The organism is Aquidulcibacter sp. (assembly GCF_044346625.1).
In the GTDB taxonomy this organism is placed as follows: domain Bacteria; phylum Pseudomonadota; class Alphaproteobacteria; order Caulobacterales; family Aquidulcibacteraceae; genus Aquidulcibacter.
This window is the reverse complement of sequence record NZ_JBIIYV010000013.1, coordinates 22,706-42,416: the sequence shown is the minus strand read 5'-3', so window position 1 is coordinate 42,416 and position 19,711 is coordinate 22,706. Positions and strand designations below refer to the sequence as shown.

Here is a 19,711-nt window from a genome sequence, read left to right as displayed (position 1 = left end):
TAAAATGCGACCAAAGCCTTAGGTGCGAGGAAGGTTCAGATGACGACATTTGGGGCAGCAATGAGCCCAGCTGCGGTTGACGCGGCGGGGCAGGCGGGAATGGCCGCCTTACGGGCTGGCGATCCTGCCACAGCCATCGCTAAGTTTCAGTCGATTGTCGCGGCTGGGGCGGCAGACACGGCTGTTTGGCTGGCTCTCTCGATGGCCTATCAAGCGTCAGGTGACCCGAAAAGCGAGATTGCCGCAGTAACCCAAGTGCTGGAGCGTGACCCGGACAATATCCGCGCGAATTTGATCAAAGCCGATGCACTTGTCGCCCTCGGGAGCAAGCGGGCAGCTATGGGCTTTTATGCGCATTTGGAGGTCTTGGTGCCGGTGACAGAGGGGTTGCCGCCCGCAATTGCTGGCGAACTCAACCGGGCGCGGCAAGCCCACGCACAGCTGAAGCAAGGCCTCAGCGATTATCTTCTGGCCGAAGTGGAGAAAGCAGGCTTTCATCCAGCACACTCAAGCCGCCGCTTTGGCGATAGTCTCGACATTTTGACGGGCCGAAAACAGCGTTATGTGCCGACCCCTCGGGCTTATTTCTTTCCGGAATTGCCAGCGATTGAGTTTTATGACCGCGCCCGCTTTGCATGGCTTGACCCCGTTGAAGCCGCAACCGATGAAATCTATTCAGAACTTATGCCTATCCTTGAAGAAGGCACTCATTTTGGGCCTTATATCGAAGTCGAAGCCGAAAAATCATCTCATGTCGTTGCAAGCTCTGGCAAGGAGCTAGTCTCATCGCCTGAAGATTGGACTGCGGCCTATTTGATCCGCGACGGCAAACTTCAAGCCCCGCTGGCCGAGCGCTGCCAGAAGACACTTGCTGCGCTGGACGAGGTGCCGCTTGAGACGATTGAAGGCCGCGCGCCTTTTGTTTTGTTTTCTAGATTGACTCCCGGCGCCTGGATTGCCCCTCATACGGGCTTTCTAAACTCGCGCTTGGTGTGCCATTTGCCCTTGTTGGTTCCAGATGGCTGTTGGTTCCGCGTCGGCAATCAGGTCCGCTTGTGGGAGCGCGGCAAAGCGTGGGTGTTTGACGATACCATCGAACACGAAGCCCGAAATCAAGGGCAGGGCACCCGCGTCGTCCTCATCTTCAACATCTGGCATCCGGATTTGACCGAGGAAGAGCGTCATCTGGTTGGCGCACTGATGACTGCCGTAGAGAAGTTTGAAGCCGCATAGATCTCTGGCCAAGAAAAAGGCCAACCTATCGTATAACAGATTGGCCTCAAAGTCTTGCTTACAAGGCTGAAAATCAGCCCGCGAGTATCTTAGTTGCCGCCAGAGACGGTGAAGCTGTTGCCAATGGCAGCTGTGGTCAAGGCAACGTCACCAGCCACATTTGTCAAGGCCAAGTTAGCCGTAGCTACATTGATGGCACCATTGTTTTGGAAGTTGTTCAACGACAGCGTGGACGTTGGCAATGCGTTCAACGAGAAGGTGTTGCCGATTGCAGCCGTCGTGAGGCTGACCTTCCCGCCAACGTTCTGGATTATCGCGTTGGTGGTGGCACTTGGGTCGATGTTGCAGACTTGGGTGTTGTTCAAGCTGATTGAAGCAGCAGTGCTCGCCTTAACGGTGCCGCTGTTGCAGATTGCAGCTGAGGTGCCTGTGACATCACCGCTGACAGTATTCACATTGGTGTTCAATTGGCTGCTCACATCACCCCAATAGGCTTGATAGGTGTTGATTGAGCTGACTGGGCCGCTGACTTCAGCAGAGAACGAGTTTCCAATGGCAGCAGAAGTTTGTTCAACCTTCCCAGTGACACCAGAGATGCTGCTATTCAGACGAGATTGAACCCCACCCCAAGCACGTTGGGTGTTGGTGAGATTGATTGCTTCAGGCGATGCAGTATTTGCAACCTTCACAGTAGCCGAGTTTGCGATGGCGGCCGAAGTTGCGGTCACGTCCTTCACATTGGTTACGGAAGTCAGGTTCAAAGCGGACGAAACCAATGCATTATTGGTTTGTATATTGTTGACGGTTGCAACGCGGCCAACATCGATCGATGCCGTGTTGCCAATAGCTGCTGCCGTTGCTGTAACGGTGCCACCGAGGCTTGCGTTCGTGCGGGTGATGCCAGCATTGGTTTCGGCAATCGCTCGCGCAACATTGTTTTGGTTGGTGTTGATCACGGTGCGTTGCGCCATGGCCGACGAAACAACCGAAGCGCTAAGAGCGATGGCTGCTGCGGTGATGAAGAGTGATTTTCTGTTCACTGGATGCTTCCCTCTTGAATGCAGCTGGGACCTTTTGTTCCAACTGACTGGTTACTAACAATTTCGGCGGGTTTTAGTGGGTCTAGCCCTAACCTCGACGCGAATAGTTCAACAATGCCGCTAATTCCCTTCTCGACGCAGACGTTCCTGCATCGTCTCATTGTTGGACCGGCCCCCGGGCGCGAAGGGTTGATCTAATTGACCTGCCTGAAGCCCCCGCAAAGGTGCGTTCATTTGAGTCTGCCCGAAGTTTGTTTGACCGTCGGCCGATTGCGGCGACTGGGGTCTTTGTTGTGAAGGCACGTTCTGCTGCTGGCCTTGACCCATCCGTGATTCTTGCAGCCAAGGCGCAAGCGGGACGGAAGGCGATGCAAAAGCGGCTGGTGCTGTGTTGGCGTATTGGTTCGTTTGACGTGGGGCCGGAGCAGCTTGGGCGATTGCCCGCGGAGGCGCGCTTTGTGGCATATCAGCAAACTGACGTGTCTTGGAGAAACATGGCGCAGCATCATCGCCATAAAGTCCGGCGGTAAACTCAAAGACCGAGCGATCAATAATGCTGCGAATGGCCATTTGGATCGGCTCATTCTTGCGACCGCCGATACCAATGTCGATGGTATCAGCGCCAGACGCCAAGACAGCACCCAGTTCGCGTTGTTGGCCGCGGACTTGCTTGCGGTATGATTTGACGGCGATTACCTCGGTGGTCCGCGCATCGATCAAGCGCAAATCCATCCCGACATCGACCACATAGTCGCCATTGGTGGCAAAAGCTGAGCCGCCTTTGTTGCCAGATTTGCTGAAGGAAGCATCTTGGCCGCGGGACACAAGATTGTGGTTGTATTCGCTGATGCCGCCGACGATATAGAGGTCGACGCCTTGGATCTGGCCCTCCTGCGGTGTCCGGATCACGGTGGCTGAATCGCGTAAGAGCCGGTTGTTGGCAAAGTCGAGATCAACTTGGGTTACGCCAGTATCAAAGCGCTCAATGACCCGCATCCCGGCATTTGAAACCGCAGTAATAGCCATTAACGTGGCCCCTTGGGTCAAGCGGCGACCCAAATAGAGGTCATCAGCCCCGGTCATATCGGTGATGTGCCCAACGGCGACGCGCGGAGCGGGATAGTCTTGGCTCCCCGCAATATCGGCAACGCATCTGAGAGCAGGCGTATAATCCGTCTGAGTGGTGGCAACCGGGCTACCCTTCAAGGTTGCAACTGGTGCAACGGGGCCTTCATTGGCACCAGTGCTAGCGCATCCCGCCAGCAAGGTGCTCAGGGCGGTGCAGATCAAAAGGGCACGGGTAGCTCGATAGGTACGGGACATAGGTTTCACCAATGCTGGCGCGCGATTTTATCGCGGCGCGTTTGTGGTCGCAGTCACACGACCATTATTGATTTGAGTGATCGAGATTGTGGAGTTTCGGACGTTGGTGATGGAGACAATGTTGCCCACGGCCGTTGTGTTGGTCAGAGTTGAGCCAGGTAGGCGACCAGAACGCGTGGACGTCGAGAGTTGTCCACCGACCCCCCCATTAGGATCGGCCAGTCGAGCAGGTCCTGCCGAACGGGAACCGCCGAGGTCCACTGGACGACCGTTCACGATCAAGCGAACGCCATTTTGATCGCGGCTTGGGAACCGATAAGGACTTGCCTCAACATCGGGTGTGACGCCGTAGGTCCGACGCATTTGATCGGCACCCTGCTGTTGGGCCGCCGCAAAACTTGGCACCAAACTTATCGCGATCACAAACATCCCAAGGAATTTCTTGCTGAAACCCCGAGGCTCTGTAGCGTGTACCATTCTGGAACATCCTATCCTATTAACGCTCTGGTAATAGGATAGAAAGCAATGGCTATGCCAGAATTTTTATTCAATTAAATCATATATTTAATTATGTTACACTTTAGTTACAGTTAGAATCTGTATCTAGCTGGCCTTGCGCTTTACCTGAAACTGACCGTATGGCTTAAAACGGTACAGATAAGTGGGTACGATTGATTCAACGCTCTCTAAGGTGGTTACCCTGAGATCGGCTAAAGTCTTGGCACCAGCACTCACCACATTGTCTGTTTTCAGCATGACCACTTGGTCGTCCGTCAGCGGTGGGCCGGCGAAAGGATAGAGCTTGAACACCGCATCCAGCACGGCGCCTAAAGGCTGCGCGATAAAGAATGGCAGAGGTGCTAAAAAGCGCGGCCGCTCAATCTCCTTTAAGATATATTGCAGCACTTCTTTAAAGCTATAGACGCGTGGCCCGCCCAACTCATAGGTGCCGCCGCCACTGTCGAGCGCATTGACCGCCGCTTCAGCAACATCGCCCACATAGACCGGCTGAAACTTGGTGTGGCCACCACCAATCAAGGGCAGGGCAGGTGACATGCGTGCCATAGCGGCAAACTGGTTGAAGAAATTATCCTCTGGTCCAAAGATAATCGAGGGGCGAAGAATGGTCGCATGCGGGATCAACGCGCGCACGGCCAACTCGCCTTCACCCTTGGTGCGCCCGTACTTGGAAGCTGATGCAGGATCAGCGCCCAATGCGGACATGTGAACATAGCGGGTAATGCCGACCTTGGCTGATTCGGCTGCAACGATCCGCGCGCCTTCCAATTGTGTGGCCTGAAAGGATTGCTTGCTCGTCTCATACAAGATGCCAACAAGATTGATGACCCCAGTGGCACCCTCCAGTGCGCGGGCTACACTTTCGGGGTTGCGGACATTGGCTTGAACCAGCTGTATCTGCCCAACATCACCCATAACCCGCAAATCTTGCCCTAAATGAGGACGTCGCATCGCCACGCGCACGCGTTTGCCCGCTTTTGCCAGCGCGCGTACAATATAGCGGCCGACAAAGCCTGAGCCACCAAACACGACGATCACATCATTGGACATGGTTTTCCCCTACAATTCGACATCGGCATAGTCTGACAGGACCTTGTTTGTCGAGCGTTTGGGACACCCAATCAGCTTAACGCAGCGGTCGATTTGCCGCACCCCCCACCTTGCTGCTATAGGCCCGGCACACTAAGGCCTCCGCCACCTGATTTCGATCATGGGTAGATGGGGCCTCCACTGCAGATTTCCTCCCGGAGCATGACCCGTGACCACCCTTTCTGACGCGCCAGTTTCATCGGCTGCGCTACGCAATATTGCGATCATCGCCCACGTTGATCATGGCAAGACCACGCTAACCGACCAATTGTTGGCTCAAGGCGGTGCTTACCGCGAAAATGAAGCCCGCGCCGAACGCGCAATGGACTCTAACCCGCAAGAAAAAGAGCGTGGCATCACGATTTTGGCCAAGTGCACCAGCATTGTGTTCGGCCAAGGCGCTGACGAAGTCCGCATCAATATCGTCGACACCCCAGGTCACGCCGACTTTGGTGGCGAAGTGGAGCGCGTTCTGTCGATGGTCGATGGCTGTCTGCTCTTGGTGGACGCGACCGAAGGCCCAATGCCTCAGACGAAGTTCGTTCTGACGAAGGCTTTGGCTCTTGGCCTGCGCCCAATCGTGGTACTGAATAAAGTTGATCGCCCAACCGCGCGTCCTGACGAAGTTCTCGATGAAGTGTTTGAGCTGTTCATGGCGCTAAATGCCACCAATGAGCAATTGGACTTCCCATCGGTTTATGCCTCTGGCCGCGATGGCTGGGCCTCACTGATGCTGGATGGCTCGCGCGAAAATCTGAACCCGCTGTTTGAGACCATTATTGAACATGTGCCTGCTCCTGATGCGGCCCTTCGCCGGGACGAGCCATTCAAGATGCTGGTGACCATGTTGGATTCCGATCCCTTCTTGGGTCGTATTCTGACGGGCCGTGTTGAAAGTGGGCGCTTGACGGCTGGTACGGTTGTGAAGGGCCTCAGCATTGACGGCAAGACAATCGAACGGTCGCGCATTTCCAAAGTGTTGGCCTTCCGTGGTCTGCGCCGTCAGCCGATCGAAGAGGCAGAAGCTGGCGACATCGTCTCTATTGCTGGTCTATCCACCACCACTGTGGCAGACACGATCGGCGACATGGACGTCACCGAAGCCATTCACGCAACCCCAATCGATCCGCCAACCTTGTCGGTCACTGTTATGGTGAATTCGAGCCCCTTGGCTGGTCGCGATGGCGACAAAGTGCAAAGCCGCGTGATCCGCGACCGTTTGTTGAAGCAAGCTGAAACCGACGTGGCGATCAAAGTCACCGAAACCGCCGACAAGGACGCTTATGAGCTGCAAGGCCGTGGCGAATTGCAGATCGGCGTGCTGTTGGAAGGCATGCGCCGTGAAGGCTTTGAGATGTCGATCTCGCGCCCACGCGTTTTGACCAAGCTGGACGAAGATACGGGCCAGAAGATGGAGCCGCTAGAAGAAGTCGTCATCGACGTGGATGATGAATATGCTGGCGTCGTGGTTGAGAAAATGTCGCTCCGCAAGGGCGAGTTGCAAGACATGCGTCCTTCGGGCGGCGGCAAGACGCGCGTCACCTTCTTGGCACCTGCACGTGGTCTGATCGGCTATCACTCAGAATTCCTGACCGACACGCGCGGGTCTGGCATTATGAACCGCATCTTCCACAGTTGGACGCCTTGGAAAGGCAATATCAATGGCCGTCACAATGGCGCATTGATCGCCAATGACAGCGGTAAGTCGGTGGTCTACGCGCTGTGGTATCTTGAAGAGCGCGGTGTGTTGTTCATTGATGGTGGCGAAGACGTCTATCAAGGCATGATCATTGGCGAGAACGCCAAGCCCGAAGACATGGACGTCAATCCGCTGAAGGAAAAGAAGCTGTCAAACGTGCGTTCGTCAGGCAAGGATGAGGCCATGCGCCTCACCCCGCCACGTCGTATGACACTCGAACAAGCCATTGCATGGATTGATGACGATGAATTGGTGGAAATCACTCCAAAGTCGATCCGCATCCGCAAAATGGAACTCAATCCAGCCTTCCGCAAGCGTAAACCTAAGGCTGATTGATCCGATCAAAAACATGAGTTTGGGGGGCTTGAGGCAGACGTCTCAGGCCCCTTTTCATTTGGGGCTTGCGACAATTTTTGTGTCGTGTAGCGAGGCGATCTCGGTGTTGGAAAAGCCAATCTCGGTGAGGATTTCGAGCGTATGCTCGCCCAAAATCGGGGCGGGTGCGGGGGCTAGGCGGTCCACACCCATGAAGTGGATCGGGCTACCGGGCATCAGATAGCTGCCGATGCCTGGCTGGTTCAGCATCGCAAACATCGGATTGTCGAGGCTGCAATCGGGGTCTTCTTCCACGGCCTGCTTGAATGTCCGATACTGGCTCCATGTGACATCAGACCCTGCGAGGCTGGTTGCGACATCTGACAATGTGCGGGCTGCAAAGAAGGGCTTGAGCAGCGCGGTGATGGCGTGGCGATGGATAAAGCGTTCGCCTTCTTGATCTAAATCGGCATTGAGGCGCTGGCTGAGGTCTGCCATCTCCGCTTCTGTGCCCGTGGCGGCCTTTAGATTGCGCCATTGCCGGTCGGTGAGGGCAACGACCATAACCCGCTGACCATCCTGACAAACAAAATCCTGCGCATAGGCCCCAAACAGCGAATTGCCCATTTTGGGTCGGTCGCTGCCATTAATACTGGCTTCCCCAATAATCCCAAGATTGCCCAGCATGGCGAGTGCGGTGTCCTTCAAAGCCAATTCGATCAACTGACCCTTGCCCGTTTTCCGGCGATGGCGGTCTGCTGCGATAATCGCCATAGCGGCCTGCTGCCCGGTGATGCAGTCCCACGCTGGCAGCGCATGACCCACTGGCTCTGATGAGCCTTCAGGCCCTGTTGCCGTGGGGAAGCCGACCGCGGGGTTGACCGTATAGTCTACTTGCGGGCCACCGTGACGATCGCCCAACACCGCCATCATGATCAAATCCTCACGATGTTGCTTGAGCCCCTCGTACGACATCCAGCCGCGCAGACGCAGATTGGTGAGGAAGATGCCCGCGTCTTCTCCGGGGCGACAGATCAATCGGGTGAGGATTTCGCGGCCCTGCGGCGTGGTCATATCCACGGCTAGACTGCGCTTGCCCTTATTGAGGCCTGCCCAAAACAAGCTTTTCCCAGATTTGGTGATCGGCCAACGCTCGGCATCAAGACCACCTTGCAAGCGGTCAAAGCGGATCACATCGGCACCCATTTGCGCCAAAGTCATGCCAGCTAGGGGGGCGGCAACAAAAGCTGACCCTTCAACCACACGCATACCGTCCAATATTCTATTCATATTGTTTCCCCCGCCGACCATCTTAGGCTTTTGGTTTAGGTCGGCTTTTTATTGTTTGTGGTGTGGTCGCCTTCAGGCCCAGTTCATCTGGGCCTCCATGGTGACAGCTTGGGTGCCATTGGCGGCGTAAATCTGGGTGTTTGTCTGTTCAGACTGCGCGCCATTAAAGCTTAGAGCGTCAAAATCGAACAAGGGGCGGACGCCTTTGAACCGGAAAGCCTGAGGCTTTCGGTCGGCTTGTTCCAAGCAGGCAAAATGAAAGCCCAGAATAGCCTGTAAGGGTCCATGGACGACAAGGCCCGGGTAATTCTCAACTCCGATTGCATAATCGCGGTCATAATGGATGCGGTGGCCATTGAATGTTAGCGCGGAGAAGCGAAACAAAAGAACGGGGTCCAGCGGGACTTCATGGTGCCAAGTACAGGCTGGCAATGGCACGGGCTCTGGCGGGGTGAAGACCTTGGGAATATCCATATAGACGATGTCTTGCTCTTCTTCATAAGCAAGGCTCGCACCGACCCGAATTTCATGACGGACCGTGACAAAAAACATGGTGCCTGCGCGCCCCTGTTTCTCGTTGATCTTCAAAATGGTCGAGGTCTTTGTCGCGCGGTCACCAATATGCAGGTCATGATGAAAGGTGCAGCGACTGCCAGCCCACATGCGCCGGGCCAAGGTGATCGGCGGCAAAAATCCACCGCGCTTTGGATGACCGTCCGGCCCGATTTGACTACTGGGAGCACGGGGCAGGAAATAGAGCCAATTCCACACAGGCGGTAGAATGGCCCCCTCTGCAGCAAAGTTTGCCGGGTCCAAATTTAAGGTTGCCGCCAGCCCTTGAGCTGGGCCGGGGGCAAGTATTTCTTCAAGTGTTTCCTGTCGTCCCAGCCAGTTTGTAATGGGTTCTTGTGTCATCACCGCGCCCCCGTTGGAAAGCTGTTCCAACAAAAGGCGGCAGCGTTCACAAACCAGAGATCATGGCCGCAGGCCTCGCACAAGGCACAACTTGCCAGCACTTCGTTCTGTGGACGGCTTGGTGTGAGCCTTTCGAGCCAAGGAAAGTGGACGTTTTTAGAGAACCGGAGCCCGTCCATCTGAAAGAGTCTCGCAGCCTCAGAACAGGCTTGTATTGGCCCGCCGCGGGTTTAGCTGCCTGTCTCGGTTCAGCATTTTCAAGAAGTCCATCGACAAAAGGGGCACGGCCAGCCCTTACCGATCCGTATGCTTCAGCGCGAGGTGCAAGGTAGCTTTCGTTGGGCAAGATCGGCATTTTGGCCACGTTCAGTGTTTCAGTCTTGGCCGCACAATGAACGATTTGCCCCTCCCCCAGTTGAGGGAGGGGCTAAATGGCTACCAGATTCGGACGCGGTTCTCTGGCGCGACATAGAGTTTGTCGCCTGGCTTCACATTGAACGCCTGATACCAAACATCGGAGTTCTGCACCGCCCCATTGACGCGGAACTGTGCCGGCGAATGAGGCCCGGTTTGGACTTGGTTGCGCAGGGCTTCTTCGCGTTGCAGCGCCCGCCAAACTTGGCTCCAAGCCAAGAAGAAGCGTTGATCGCCCGTAACACCTTCCAAGACAGGCGCTTTCTTGCCATTGAGCGACAGCTTATAGGCCTGATGGCCCACGATCACGCCGCAATGATCGCCAATGTTTTCCCCCAAGCCTAGTTGACCGTTGAGCTTTAGCCCAGGCAAAGGTTCAAAGGCACTGTATTGGGCCACCATTTTTGCCCCAAGAGCCTTAAACGCAGCCACATCGGCTGGTGTCCACCAATCGCGCAAGACGCCATTCTCATCATATTTAGCACCCTGATCATCAAACCCATGGCCCATTTCGTGCCCAATGACGCCGCCAATGCCACCATAATTGATCGCGGGGTCTGCAAACTCGTCAAAGAAGGGCGGTTGCAGAATGGCTGCGGGGAACACAATCTCGTTGTAGCTGGGATTGTAATAGGCATTCACCGTCTGGGGCGTCATGAACCAACGCGTCTTGTCGGTCTTCTTCTTCAGATCCTCGAGGTCATTTTTGATTTCAAACGCTTGCACGCGGCGATCATTGCCCAGCGGATCGCCTGCTTTGATCTCCAAGGCGCTATAATCGCGCCATTTATCTGGATAGCCAATCTTGGGATTGAAGGTCGCCAGTTTCCGTTGCGCTTTCACTTTGGTTTCCGGCGACATCCAAGTCAGGCCTTCGATGCGAACTTTGAAGGCTTTGCGTAAGTTCTCGACCAGCACCAGCATTTTCGCTTTGGCCGATGGGCTAAAGTGGCGCGCCACATAAACTTGACCAACGCCTTCGCCCAACGCCCCATTGATGGCTTGAGTTGCCCGCTTCCAACGCTCGCGCTGAACGGGTTGCCCATTCAACGTCTTTCCGAAGAACTCAAAGCGCTCATCATCGATCGCTTTAGGCAACACGCTCGCGCTCGAGGAGAGCAAATGATAGGTCAAATAAGCCTGCCAAGTCTCAACGGGTGTCGCTTTAAACAATTTCGCCAAGGGGCCAATTGCGGACACTTCACGGACGACGCACTCTTGGATGTCGTTGAGTTGCGCCGCACCTAGGCCAACGGCCCATGGGAAGTCTGGCGCAATTTCTTCCAATTGCGCACGGGTCTTCAAATTATAGGTTTTGGTGCGGTCTCGGCGATCGGTGATATTCCAATGAAGTTTGGCAATCTCGGTTTCCAAGGCCATAATTGAGGCGGCTTTGGCCTCCCCATCCTTTTGTCCGGCGAGGCTCAGCATCTTGGCGATGTGAACGGGGTATTTCTCGCGCAGCGTTTTGAAACGCGCATCGTCTTTCAAATAATAATCCCGCTCTGGCATGCCCAAGCCGCCTTGGCCGATTGAGACAAGATAGCGGTCTGGATTGCCGGCATCTGGTCCAATACCCCAGCCAATCGGGGCTGGCGTGGGTAGATCGATCTTGCCAAAAAGGGCCGCAATATCTTCATGCGTCTTTGCCGAATTGATCAGCTCAATTTCAGGCTGGATAGGGGCGAGGCCTGCCGCTTCAATGGCGGCTGTATCCATCATGGAGCGGTAGAAATCGCCAATCTTTTGCTCGATAGAGCCTGGCGCGCTCTTTTTGGCGGCAAGTTCGTCAATGATCGCGCGGACGTCAGCTTCGGCTTTCGCGGCTAACTGATCAAAGGCACCCCAGCGGACCCGGTCTTCGGGAATGGGGTTGTTCTTCATAAAGGTGCCACCGCCATAGTTCCAGAAATCATCACCCGGCTTAACGCTCAAATCCCGACCAGCCATGTCAAAGCCGAAGGTTCCGATCTTTGGCTTATTGGCAGCCGCCCAAACCGAGTCCGATAGGCCTGCCTGCATGGCGATCGCGACACCCATGCCGCCTGCACTGGAAAAGAGAAACCCACGTCTATTCATTGTTCTGCCCCCGCATTGATTTTGGAAACTCGTTTAAGTCAGCCTGTCGTTTTTGACAGTGCCTGTCAAATTGTCGAATTAACTTGCAGCAAGGTTTGCCAAACAAGTCCAGTCGGGCGACGATGAGGGTGAATACCTGATGCAGCGCGCATTCACGGAGGTAAAGCCATGTCACAAACCTTAGGACCAGCAGATGTTGCCGTAATCACGGGTGGGGCCTCCGGTATTGGCTTAGCTTTAGGCCAAGCGCTTGCCGCAAAGGGCGCGGCGGTTGTGCTGGCCGACATTGAAGGGCCAAAGGCCGAAGCTGCCGCCCAAGCGATCCGCGATCAGGGCGGGGCAGCACTTGGCTGTTTTGTTGATGTGGCGGACCCAGCGTCCAACCAAGCCTTGGCAGACTTTGCGTTTGAGCGCTTTGGCCGGGTGACTTTGGTGTTGTTAAATGCGGGTATTGGCGCTGGCGGGTCCATCCACAAAGCCTCACGTGCCAACATTGCTTGGACGTTTGAGGTCAATGTGATGGGAACAATTGATGGCGTGCGCGCCTTTGCGCCGCGCCTGATTGAACAAGACATCCCTTCGCGTCTGGTCATAACGGCCTCAGAGCATGGTTTGGGCTTGCCGGGGCGCGGTGGGCAAGCGACGCCCTATACCGCGTCAAAACACGCCTTGGTGGGCCTCGCTGAGGCGATGGCGCGCGACTATGTCGACACGCCCGTAGCGGTCTTAGTCCTATGTCCTGGGCTTGTAGTCTCAGAAATTTGGAATGGGTTTCGTAATCGCCACGAGAAGTTCGGCGGGCCGCGTCAGTTAGATGCGGCGCATGGGCGCGAGAACCAAGCGGGTCTTCCAGCCAATGTCGCGGCAGAGCGTATCTTGCGCGGCGTTGAAGCGGAAGAATTCTTCCTCTTCACCCATGGCAACGACATTGCCGAAGTGGCTAGGCCACGCGCGGAAGCGATAGAGGGGGCCTTAGCGCGCTTTTGGGCGCGCGAAGGCGATGAGGCTTAAACCAAATACCCCTTCAAGCCAGAAGACTTGAAGGGGTAGAAGCGGGTATCTTACGAACGGCCGCGACGGGGCACGAAGGTGCTGTCACCCCCGCGACCGACATTAGCGCCACCACGTGCGCCAGAGCGCCCGAGGCTGACGGGCTTACCGCCGAAGGTCTTCTTGCCTGCTACTGGCTTGCCCGACTTGCGATCATCAGAACGGCCTTCAATGCGGGCTTCCCCGCGTGGGGCAGGGCCCTTGCGTGGGGTATAATCGCGCTGGCCTTGGCCATTACGATGGCCAAAGGCTTCGCTGCGCGCTTCATAGGCGCGTGGGCGATCGCCTTGCGGGCGATCCCCCCGAGGACGGTCGTCGCGCGGACGATCATCGCGAGGACGGTCTGCTTGGGGACGATCACCAAAGGAACGATCATCACGGGGACGGTCGTCGCGGGGGGGATCGTTGCGTGGACGATCTTGGAAGCTGCGCTCTTCGCGTGGCTTTGAATGGAACGGCTTGTCGAAGCGTGGACGCTCTTCACGGCCTGCATCGGCTACCGGGCGCACATAGGCTGGACGTTCAGCGGCTTCAGGTGCACGCGCACCAAAGCGGTTTTCTTCGCGTTGTTGCGGGCGGCCTTCATTGAAGACAGAACCTGTCGCAAAGTTGCCAGCGCGTGGACGACGGTCGCCGTCATCGCTGCGGTCGCGGTTGGAATATTGACCACCGCGCGGGCCTGGGCGGCCACCACGACCACCTTCGCGGCCACCATCACGCGCACCGAACTTGCCATCGCGACGGGGATCGTTGCGTGGCTCGTACAGCGCTTCTTTAGGCCCTGTGCGACGCAGCACGCCGATCACATCGCCATGCGCATTGGTAGGTGCGCTCAGCGTGTTGGAGGCTTCGCCAACGGTTTCCACAAAGATGGTTTCACCATCTTCGTCATACTGAACTTCAGCAGGCTTAGGGGCCGCAGGACGTGGTGCCTTCATCAAGTTCGCTGGGTCCATCTTGGTGATGGACTTTTTGATCAAGCGCTCAATCTGGCGCAAATTGTCCCGCTCGTGGGGCGCGCAGAAGGAGATCGAGATCCCTTCGGCACCGGCACGCGCAGTCCGGCCAATCCGGTGGACGTAGGCTTCAGGCACATCTGGCAAGTCAAAGTTGAACACATGGGTGACGCCATCTACGTCGATGCCGCGTGCAGCCACATCGGTACATACCAACAGACGGGTGTGACCTTTGCGGAAGCGCTCCAGCGCATGTTCACGCGCATTCTGGCTCTTATTGCCATGGACGGCATCAACCGACATGCCTTGTTGCTCTAGCTTGTCGAGAACCTTTTCAGCGCCATGCTTGGTGCGCACAAAGATCATGGCGCGCTTGACTTCAGGCTCATGACAAATGGATTCCAGCAATGGCTGCTTGTTCACTTGACTGGACATGATCAAGCGTTGGTCGACCCGCTCTGCGGCCGACGACAAAGGCGCAACTTGGATGCGCTTTGGGTCGGTCAGCAATTCTTCGGCGAGGTGGGCGATTTCCTTCGGCATGGTGGCCGAGAACAAGCTCGTTTGACGCGCCTTAGGGATTTCACCAACGATCAAGCGGATAGGCTTGATAAAGCCCATGTCCAGCATTTGGTCGGCTTCGTCCAGGATCAGATGTTCCACCATATCAAGGCGGATGGCGCGCTGTTTCATCAAGTCGATCAAGCGGCCTGGAGTGGCGATCAGGATATCGACGCCACGCTCCATCGAGCGGATCTGCTTGCGGATGTTAGCGCCGCCATAGACCAAAGCGCCGGACAGGCCGACGAATTTCCCGTAAGTGCGCAAGCTGTCGGCGATCTGGCCAGCCAATTCACGGGTTGGGCACAGGATCAGCGCGCGGCAAGCACGAGCGCCAGCATGAATGCGCCGTTCGCTCAAATGGTGCAGCAAGGGCAGCGCGAAGGCTGCGGTCTTGCCAGTGCCGGTTTGGGCGAGGCCCAAAATGTCGAGGGATTGCATGGCGGGCGGGATCGCCTGCATTTGGATAGGGGTGGGGTGCTCATAGCCTTCGCCTGCGATGGCGTTCAAGATAGGCTCAGCAAAGCCGAAATCGGCAAAAGTAGTCATGGTTTAGTCGTCTTTCACACGTCAAAGCGTGCGGTATCGCCCCCGTCATTTGGGGTGCGCACACGCGTCTGGGACGGACCTGACCTTGAGTTGCTTCAAGTCAGGCGCGCCAAATAGGGCTTACCTTCGCCCGGTGTGACCTCGCGAAACTAGACACGGTCACTTGCAACGCCCAGACGGCGGAAAGCGATGAAAGAGCCATTGTGGCTCTGATGTGGGACGTGCACTTAAACTCGGGCAGATCGGGGGGGCAGAAGCCCCTCACACCTGACTTAGCTGCCGAGTGCTTCCAGGATCGTTTTCACACATAGTGTCATTAAAACGAGTGAAGCCAAGGCAAACACCGCGAAGCGCGCAGCAACCAAATTAACGGTCGCTTGCACCAGCGAATGCAGTACACGAAGGCCTACATAGCCCCAAGCGAGCTGAATTGAAAGCCCATCGGCCCAATTTCCCACATGCGCGGTCAAAGCCAGCGCGTAAAACAGGGTCGGTTGCTCGTGTAAATGGTTATAATTATGCGCGATTTGCGCCACTTTTAGCGGTAAAGCGTCCAAACTACCCGGTTTTGCTGCCCCTTGCGGGTCAATCTTGTGTTTTTGCATAGCTGGTAGTCGGGTGGCATACATCCACACCCACATGACCATGGTCCACGCAATCAGCGTCAAAATTGGTAGTAACATCGCAGGCCCTCCCCAGAGCATTATTGTATAACCGCCACTCTAAGATGGGATTGGTGGAATGGGAAGGTGGGGTCGCAGAAGCGGCCTAATTCACCCCGGGAAGGACTTTGGAGGGCGGGAGCTCGACGGTGATGTCGACCGAACCAATCGATTGGGAAATCGCAATGAAGAACAGCCCAAGCACACAAACGGGGAGTGTCCAAAGCTTCGCTTTAAAAGCATCGCTGCTCCGCTTGTTCAAAAGCCGATCGCGAGCTGCCACAAAGAACAAGAAGATAAGCATCGCTGTACTTAAAATCAGGGCAATATAAGGGATCAAGTAGCCTAAGATGTGCACCGGGTCATTTTCAGATTCCCCATGAACCCAATTGACCACCCCTCCGACCCAACTTAACGGGCCGCTAAGCAAAATCAGGCAAATCAACAATAAGTCGCGCCTGTCCACCTAATTCACCCCCGGCCCCAAATGCTCCTGCAGGAAAGCCTCTAACTCCGTCAGCATCTGCTGGCGGGTGGCGGTTTTCGAGAGCCAATGGTCTTCCCCACGTAGCTCAACTAGTTTCACATTTTTCCCGGCAGACTTTAAGGCGCTGGCCATGCTCGAACTTTGTTCAAAGCGCACCACGGTATCATCCCGCCCATGCATGAGCAGGATTGGGGCCTTTACCCTATTGACCAAGCGGCGTGGGGAGGCGGCCTCAATCGTGTCGCGATCGTCCGCTCCCATGTGTTCCACCCAATAATTGACAGAGCTAGATCTAGAGGCCCCAGCGTCATCTTTCTCTTGAATGATCATTCTGGGCAAATCAGAGACCCCAGCAACCGCAACGACACAGCGGTAAAGGTCTGGCGTCATGGTGGCACCTGCCAGTGCCGCATATCCGCCATAGCTCGCCCCTACGATGCAAACGCGCTTGGGGTCGCTTAGACCTTGTTTGATAGCCCAAGCGACGGAATCGGTCACATCATCCTGCATCCGCTTGCCCCATTGCCGCCGCCCGGCATCTGCGTGCGCTTGCCCAAAGCCAGTGGAGCCGCGAAATTGTGGTTGGATCACGACATAGCCGCGCGTCGCCATAAACTGGGCCCAATAGTCAAAGCGCGGCTCGTCGCGTGCTTCGGGTCCGCCGTGGGGGAAGATAATGGTTGCGGCGTTTTTGATATCCTGATCACCCGGCGGCAGGGTTACATAGACGGGAATTTCTGCGCCATCGCGGGATTTGAACGTCGTCGCCTGCAGGCGGCCCATCGGAACATTTTTAAGACCCGGATAGGCGTCACCCAAGCGATTAATTTTGGGGCCGTCGAGGTTCAGCAAAACATATTCTGGTGGCGTGCTAGACGTCTCCATTCTGGCGACAATCTTTTTGCGGTCACGGGTAAAGCTGGTGATCGAGATAATTTTCCCCGGAAAGGTGGCCTCCAACGTGGCTTGGGCTTCTTGCAGATCGGGGCTGATCATTTGGTCGACAGGCTCCAACCCGCCCAGTGAAACGCCAAAAACGACTTCTGACCATGGGTCTTTGAAAATCGACTCAAGTTCCACGCCGTCAGCCCGCAGATAGGTTGTCGTCGCGCCGGTGACGGGGTCCATCGCGAACAGCTCGCCAAATTCCGACTTGGACCGTTTACTCAAGATGATCTTGCCCTGCTTAGACAGTCCCATCAGGGAAATGGCCCGACTGGGCGTGTCATCTAGCCGCAAGACTTCTTTGAATTTTTTGCCTTCGTCGGCCAGAAACAGCTTTGTCGTCATGGCTTTTGGGTCGTGATCGACCCGTGCCAGCGGTTTGCCCGCACGATCTGTAATCCAATCATAGGTGTGCTCAGCACCCAGCGCGCGGGTAAAAACTTGCTTGCCGTCTGTTGCCACTTCAAACAGGTTTAGCGCAAAAAAACTAGAATTGGTTTCATCAAAAGCGGCCATCATCACCCGATTGGGCGTATCGGGCAGAATGGAGATCAAAGAAACACCCGAATTATACATTCGGACGCTGTCGCCGGAGGTCAGCAGATTGCGGATCCGACCTGTTTCAAAGTCCATGGAATAGGTGCGATAGAACTCAGTCTTAGAAGAAAATATCCGCAACGTATCGCTGGCAGTAATCAGGACGTCACCGCCATCCTCAAATTGGATGCTGCGCAGCTTATTGGTCCCGACGTCAACGCCAATCGTTTTATTTGTGGGCACATCCAGAACTCGGACTTGGCTTTCGCCGGTCGCGGTCGTGTAGCCAAATGCGATCCGGTTGCCGTCGGCCGAAATGGCCACTCTTGAAATAACGGGGGCGGCGGCAAAGGCTTCGGCCGTGGCTGGTGGCGCTTTGGCCCAGCCCAAGGTTGGCCATGAGAGCGCCATACAAATTGATCCTGTTACAAGACCTAAGAGCCTATTTGTTCGCATGCACACCTCCAATGACGCCAGACTGCTATATGTTTCCCGCTAAGGCAATCCCGGGTGCTGACGCGACCTTAGCGTCACAATTTCGACCTCGAGAAATCTCAACATTGGCTTGCCAATCGCATCGGTCAGTCGCATGGTAGGGGAAAATCAAGCTCTGGGGGGCTCTTATGCGTTCACTATTTTTATCGACCGTTTTGGCTTGTGTTGTTGTGGGTGCCGCCCATGCGCAGACTCCACCAGCAGCGTCGCCTGCCACGTTTATCCACGTCGGTCGCCTGATTGCGGAGCCCGGCACTGCGCCAACCACAGCCAAGACCCTGATCGTGCGCGATGGCAAGATTGAAGCCATCCGCGACGGCTATTTTGCCCCGGTGGCTGGTGCCAAGCTGGTCGACCTGAAGGCCAAAACGGTGATGCCCGGGCTGATCGACAGCCACGTACATCTGCTCTCCGAATTATCGCCGAATAGTCGTCTGAATGAGGTGACCAAGGAGGAAAGCGACCTGACCCTGGACGGTTTGGTCAATGCGCAGAAGTCTTTGAAGGCTGGTTTCACAACGGTTGTGGATTTGGGTGCAGATGGCGATCACACGATCTTCGCGCTACGCGATCAGTTTGCTTCCGGCCGTTTGATGGGCCCACGTATTCTCGCGGCAGGGGCTGCACTCAGCCCCACCGGTGGGCATGGGGATGTGCATGGCTTCCGGGAGGATATTATGCATGTGCTGGGTCCTGAAAGCGTGTGTAATGGCGTCGATGATTGCCGCCGCGCCGTGCGCGAACAGGTCAAGGCCGGTGCCAACATCATCAAAGTCACCGCAACCGGTGGCGTGTTGAGCAACACGGCCAGCGGCCTTAGCCAACAATTTTTCGATGATGAACTCAAGGCCATTGCCGATACCGCGCATTTACTCGGCAAAACCGCGACCGCCCACGCCCATGGCAAAGGCGGGATCGAGGCCGCTCTCCGCGCTGGCTTTGATAGTATTGAGCACTCCAGCTATGCGGACGCGGAGACTTTTGCCCTCTATAAGGCCAAGAATGCTTGTGTGGTGCCAACCTTATTGGCCGGTACGACCGTAACCGAAATGGCCAAAGCGGGCGGTACATTGACCGGGGCACAGGCTGCCAAGGCTTTGACCGTCGGCCCACTGATGATCAGTATGCTCAGCAAGGCGCGTGAAGCGGGCGTCTGCGTGGTGTTCGGCACCGATTCTGGCGTCTCTCGTCATGGCGACAATGCGCGCGAGTTTGAGCTGATGGTCCAAGCGGGCTTCACCCCAACAGAAGCCTTACGCAGCGCGACAGTCGGCGGGGCTACTCACCTTGGCCTGTCCGATCAGATTGGCACCTTGGCACCGGGTAAAGCCGCAGACCTTGTCGCCGTGACGGGCGATCCTTTGACCGATATTTCCCTCCTGCGAAAAATTGAATTTGTGATGATGGGTGGCCGGATCGCGAAGGAGTAGGGGTGCCTTCAAAGCCCCTCTCCCAGAAGGAGAGGGGAGAGAGCCAATTGATTTGGAAAGTCTTTGCTCCAGGCTATGCCTCAAGCTGCTCCAGATAGAATCCCGGCAATCACTTGCAGGCAA

Annotated in this window: 15 protein-coding genes; 4 read left to right on the top strand and 11 right to left on the bottom strand. The window is 56.0% G+C overall.

Features of this window, described 5'->3' with window-relative positions; translation table 11 throughout:
* Positions 1 to 39 precede the first annotated feature (39 nt).
* Positions 40 to 1,233 (top strand): aspartyl/asparaginyl beta-hydroxylase domain-containing protein, encoded by a 1,194-nt coding sequence (locus tag ACIQ20_RS05520; RefSeq protein ID WP_395778180.1) that lies wholly within the window; start codon positions 40 to 42, stop codon positions 1,231 to 1,233.
* Positions 1,234 to 1,322: 89 nt separating this feature from the next.
* Here the strand turns inward: ACIQ20_RS05520 and ACIQ20_RS05515 are convergent, their stop codons facing one another.
* The 4 genes from ACIQ20_RS05515 to ACIQ20_RS05500 all read right to left on the bottom strand — a co-directional run bounded on the left by ACIQ20_RS05515 (position 1,323) and on the right by ACIQ20_RS05500 (position 5,165).
* Complete coding sequence (locus ACIQ20_RS05515) at positions 1,323 to 2,273, bottom strand: hypothetical protein (RefSeq protein ID WP_395778178.1); 951 nt, start codon at positions 2,271 to 2,273, stop codon at positions 1,323 to 1,325.
* Between the two features lie 120 nt (positions 2,274 to 2,393).
* Positions 2,394 to 3,596: a CsgG/HfaB family protein gene (locus ACIQ20_RS05510; protein ID WP_395778176.1), complete on the bottom strand. Its 1,203-nt coding sequence runs from the start codon at positions 3,594 to 3,596 to the stop codon at positions 2,394 to 2,396.
* 27 nt (positions 3,597 to 3,623) lie between these two features.
* Positions 3,624 to 4,073, bottom strand: a complete 450-nt coding sequence (locus ACIQ20_RS05505) for a hypothetical protein (RefSeq protein ID WP_395778174.1) — start codon at positions 4,071 to 4,073, stop codon at positions 3,624 to 3,626.
* A 126-nt stretch (positions 4,074 to 4,199) separates the two neighbouring features.
* Positions 4,200 to 5,165 carry a complex I NDUFA9 subunit family protein gene (locus tag ACIQ20_RS05500; protein WP_395778172.1) on the bottom strand — a complete coding sequence of 322 codons (966 nt, stop codon included), beginning with the start codon at positions 5,163 to 5,165 and terminating at the stop codon, positions 4,200 to 4,202.
* Positions 5,166 to 5,373: 208 nt separating this feature from the next.
* Here ACIQ20_RS05500 and typA point away from each other — a divergent pair, with 208 nt between their 5' ends.
* Complete coding sequence (gene typA, locus ACIQ20_RS05495) at positions 5,374 to 7,239, top strand: translational GTPase TypA (protein WP_395778170.1); 1,866 nt, start codon at positions 5,374 to 5,376, stop codon at positions 7,237 to 7,239.
* A gap of 54 nt (positions 7,240 to 7,293) precedes the next feature.
* Here the strand turns inward: typA and ACIQ20_RS05490 are convergent, their stop codons facing one another.
* The 3 genes from ACIQ20_RS05490 to ACIQ20_RS05480 all read right to left on the bottom strand — a co-directional run bounded on the left by ACIQ20_RS05490 (position 7,294) and on the right by ACIQ20_RS05480 (position 11,916).
* Entirely contained in the window at positions 7,294 to 8,508 is a 1,215-nt protein-coding gene (locus ACIQ20_RS05490) for a CoA transferase (RefSeq protein ID WP_395778168.1), read from the bottom strand.
* Positions 8,509 to 8,580: 72 nt separating this feature from the next.
* A complete protein-coding gene (locus tag ACIQ20_RS05485; RefSeq protein ID WP_395778166.1) occupies positions 8,581 to 9,423 on the bottom strand; it encodes a MaoC family dehydratase N-terminal domain-containing protein in 843 nt (280 codons plus the stop codon).
* Positions 9,424 to 9,858: 435 nt separating this feature from the next.
* A complete protein-coding gene (locus ACIQ20_RS05480) occupies positions 9,859 to 11,916 on the bottom strand; it encodes a M13 family metallopeptidase (protein ID WP_395778164.1) in 2,058 nt (685 codons plus the stop codon).
* Between the two features lie 168 nt (positions 11,917 to 12,084).
* Between ACIQ20_RS05480 and ACIQ20_RS05475 the strand changes: the two genes are divergently transcribed.
* Positions 12,085 to 12,927 (top strand): SDR family NAD(P)-dependent oxidoreductase, encoded by an 843-nt coding sequence (locus ACIQ20_RS05475; RefSeq protein WP_395778162.1) that lies wholly within the window; start codon positions 12,085 to 12,087, stop codon positions 12,925 to 12,927.
* 50 nt (positions 12,928 to 12,977) lie between these two features.
* On the opposite strand, the gene ACIQ20_RS05470 is transcribed toward ACIQ20_RS05475, so the two are convergent.
* From ACIQ20_RS05470 to ACIQ20_RS05455, 4 genes are all read right to left on the bottom strand, one after another.
* Positions 12,978 to 15,032: a DEAD/DEAH box helicase gene (locus ACIQ20_RS05470; RefSeq protein ID WP_395778160.1), complete on the bottom strand. Its 2,055-nt coding sequence runs from the start codon at positions 15,030 to 15,032 to the stop codon at positions 12,978 to 12,980.
* Between the two features lie 272 nt (positions 15,033 to 15,304).
* Complete coding sequence (locus tag ACIQ20_RS05465; RefSeq protein ID WP_395778158.1) at positions 15,305 to 15,715, bottom strand: MAPEG family protein; 411 nt, start codon at positions 15,713 to 15,715, stop codon at positions 15,305 to 15,307.
* 85 nt (positions 15,716 to 15,800) lie between these two features.
* On the bottom strand, positions 15,801 to 16,160 hold the full coding sequence (locus ACIQ20_RS05460; RefSeq protein ID WP_395778156.1) for a hypothetical protein: 360 nt from the start codon (positions 16,158 to 16,160) through the stop codon (positions 15,801 to 15,803).
* Positions 16,161 to 18,074, bottom strand: coding sequence for an alpha/beta fold hydrolase (locus tag ACIQ20_RS05455; protein ID WP_395778154.1), 1,914 nt, complete (start codon positions 18,072 to 18,074; stop codon positions 16,161 to 16,163). It lies immediately after the preceding gene.
* A gap of 212 nt (positions 18,075 to 18,286) precedes the next feature.
* Between ACIQ20_RS05455 and ACIQ20_RS05450 the strand changes: the two genes are divergently transcribed.
* On the top strand, positions 18,287 to 19,588 hold the full coding sequence (locus tag ACIQ20_RS05450) for an amidohydrolase family protein (RefSeq protein WP_395778152.1): 1,302 nt from the start codon (positions 18,287 to 18,289) through the stop codon (positions 19,586 to 19,588).
* Positions 19,589 to 19,711: the final 123 nt, after the last annotated feature.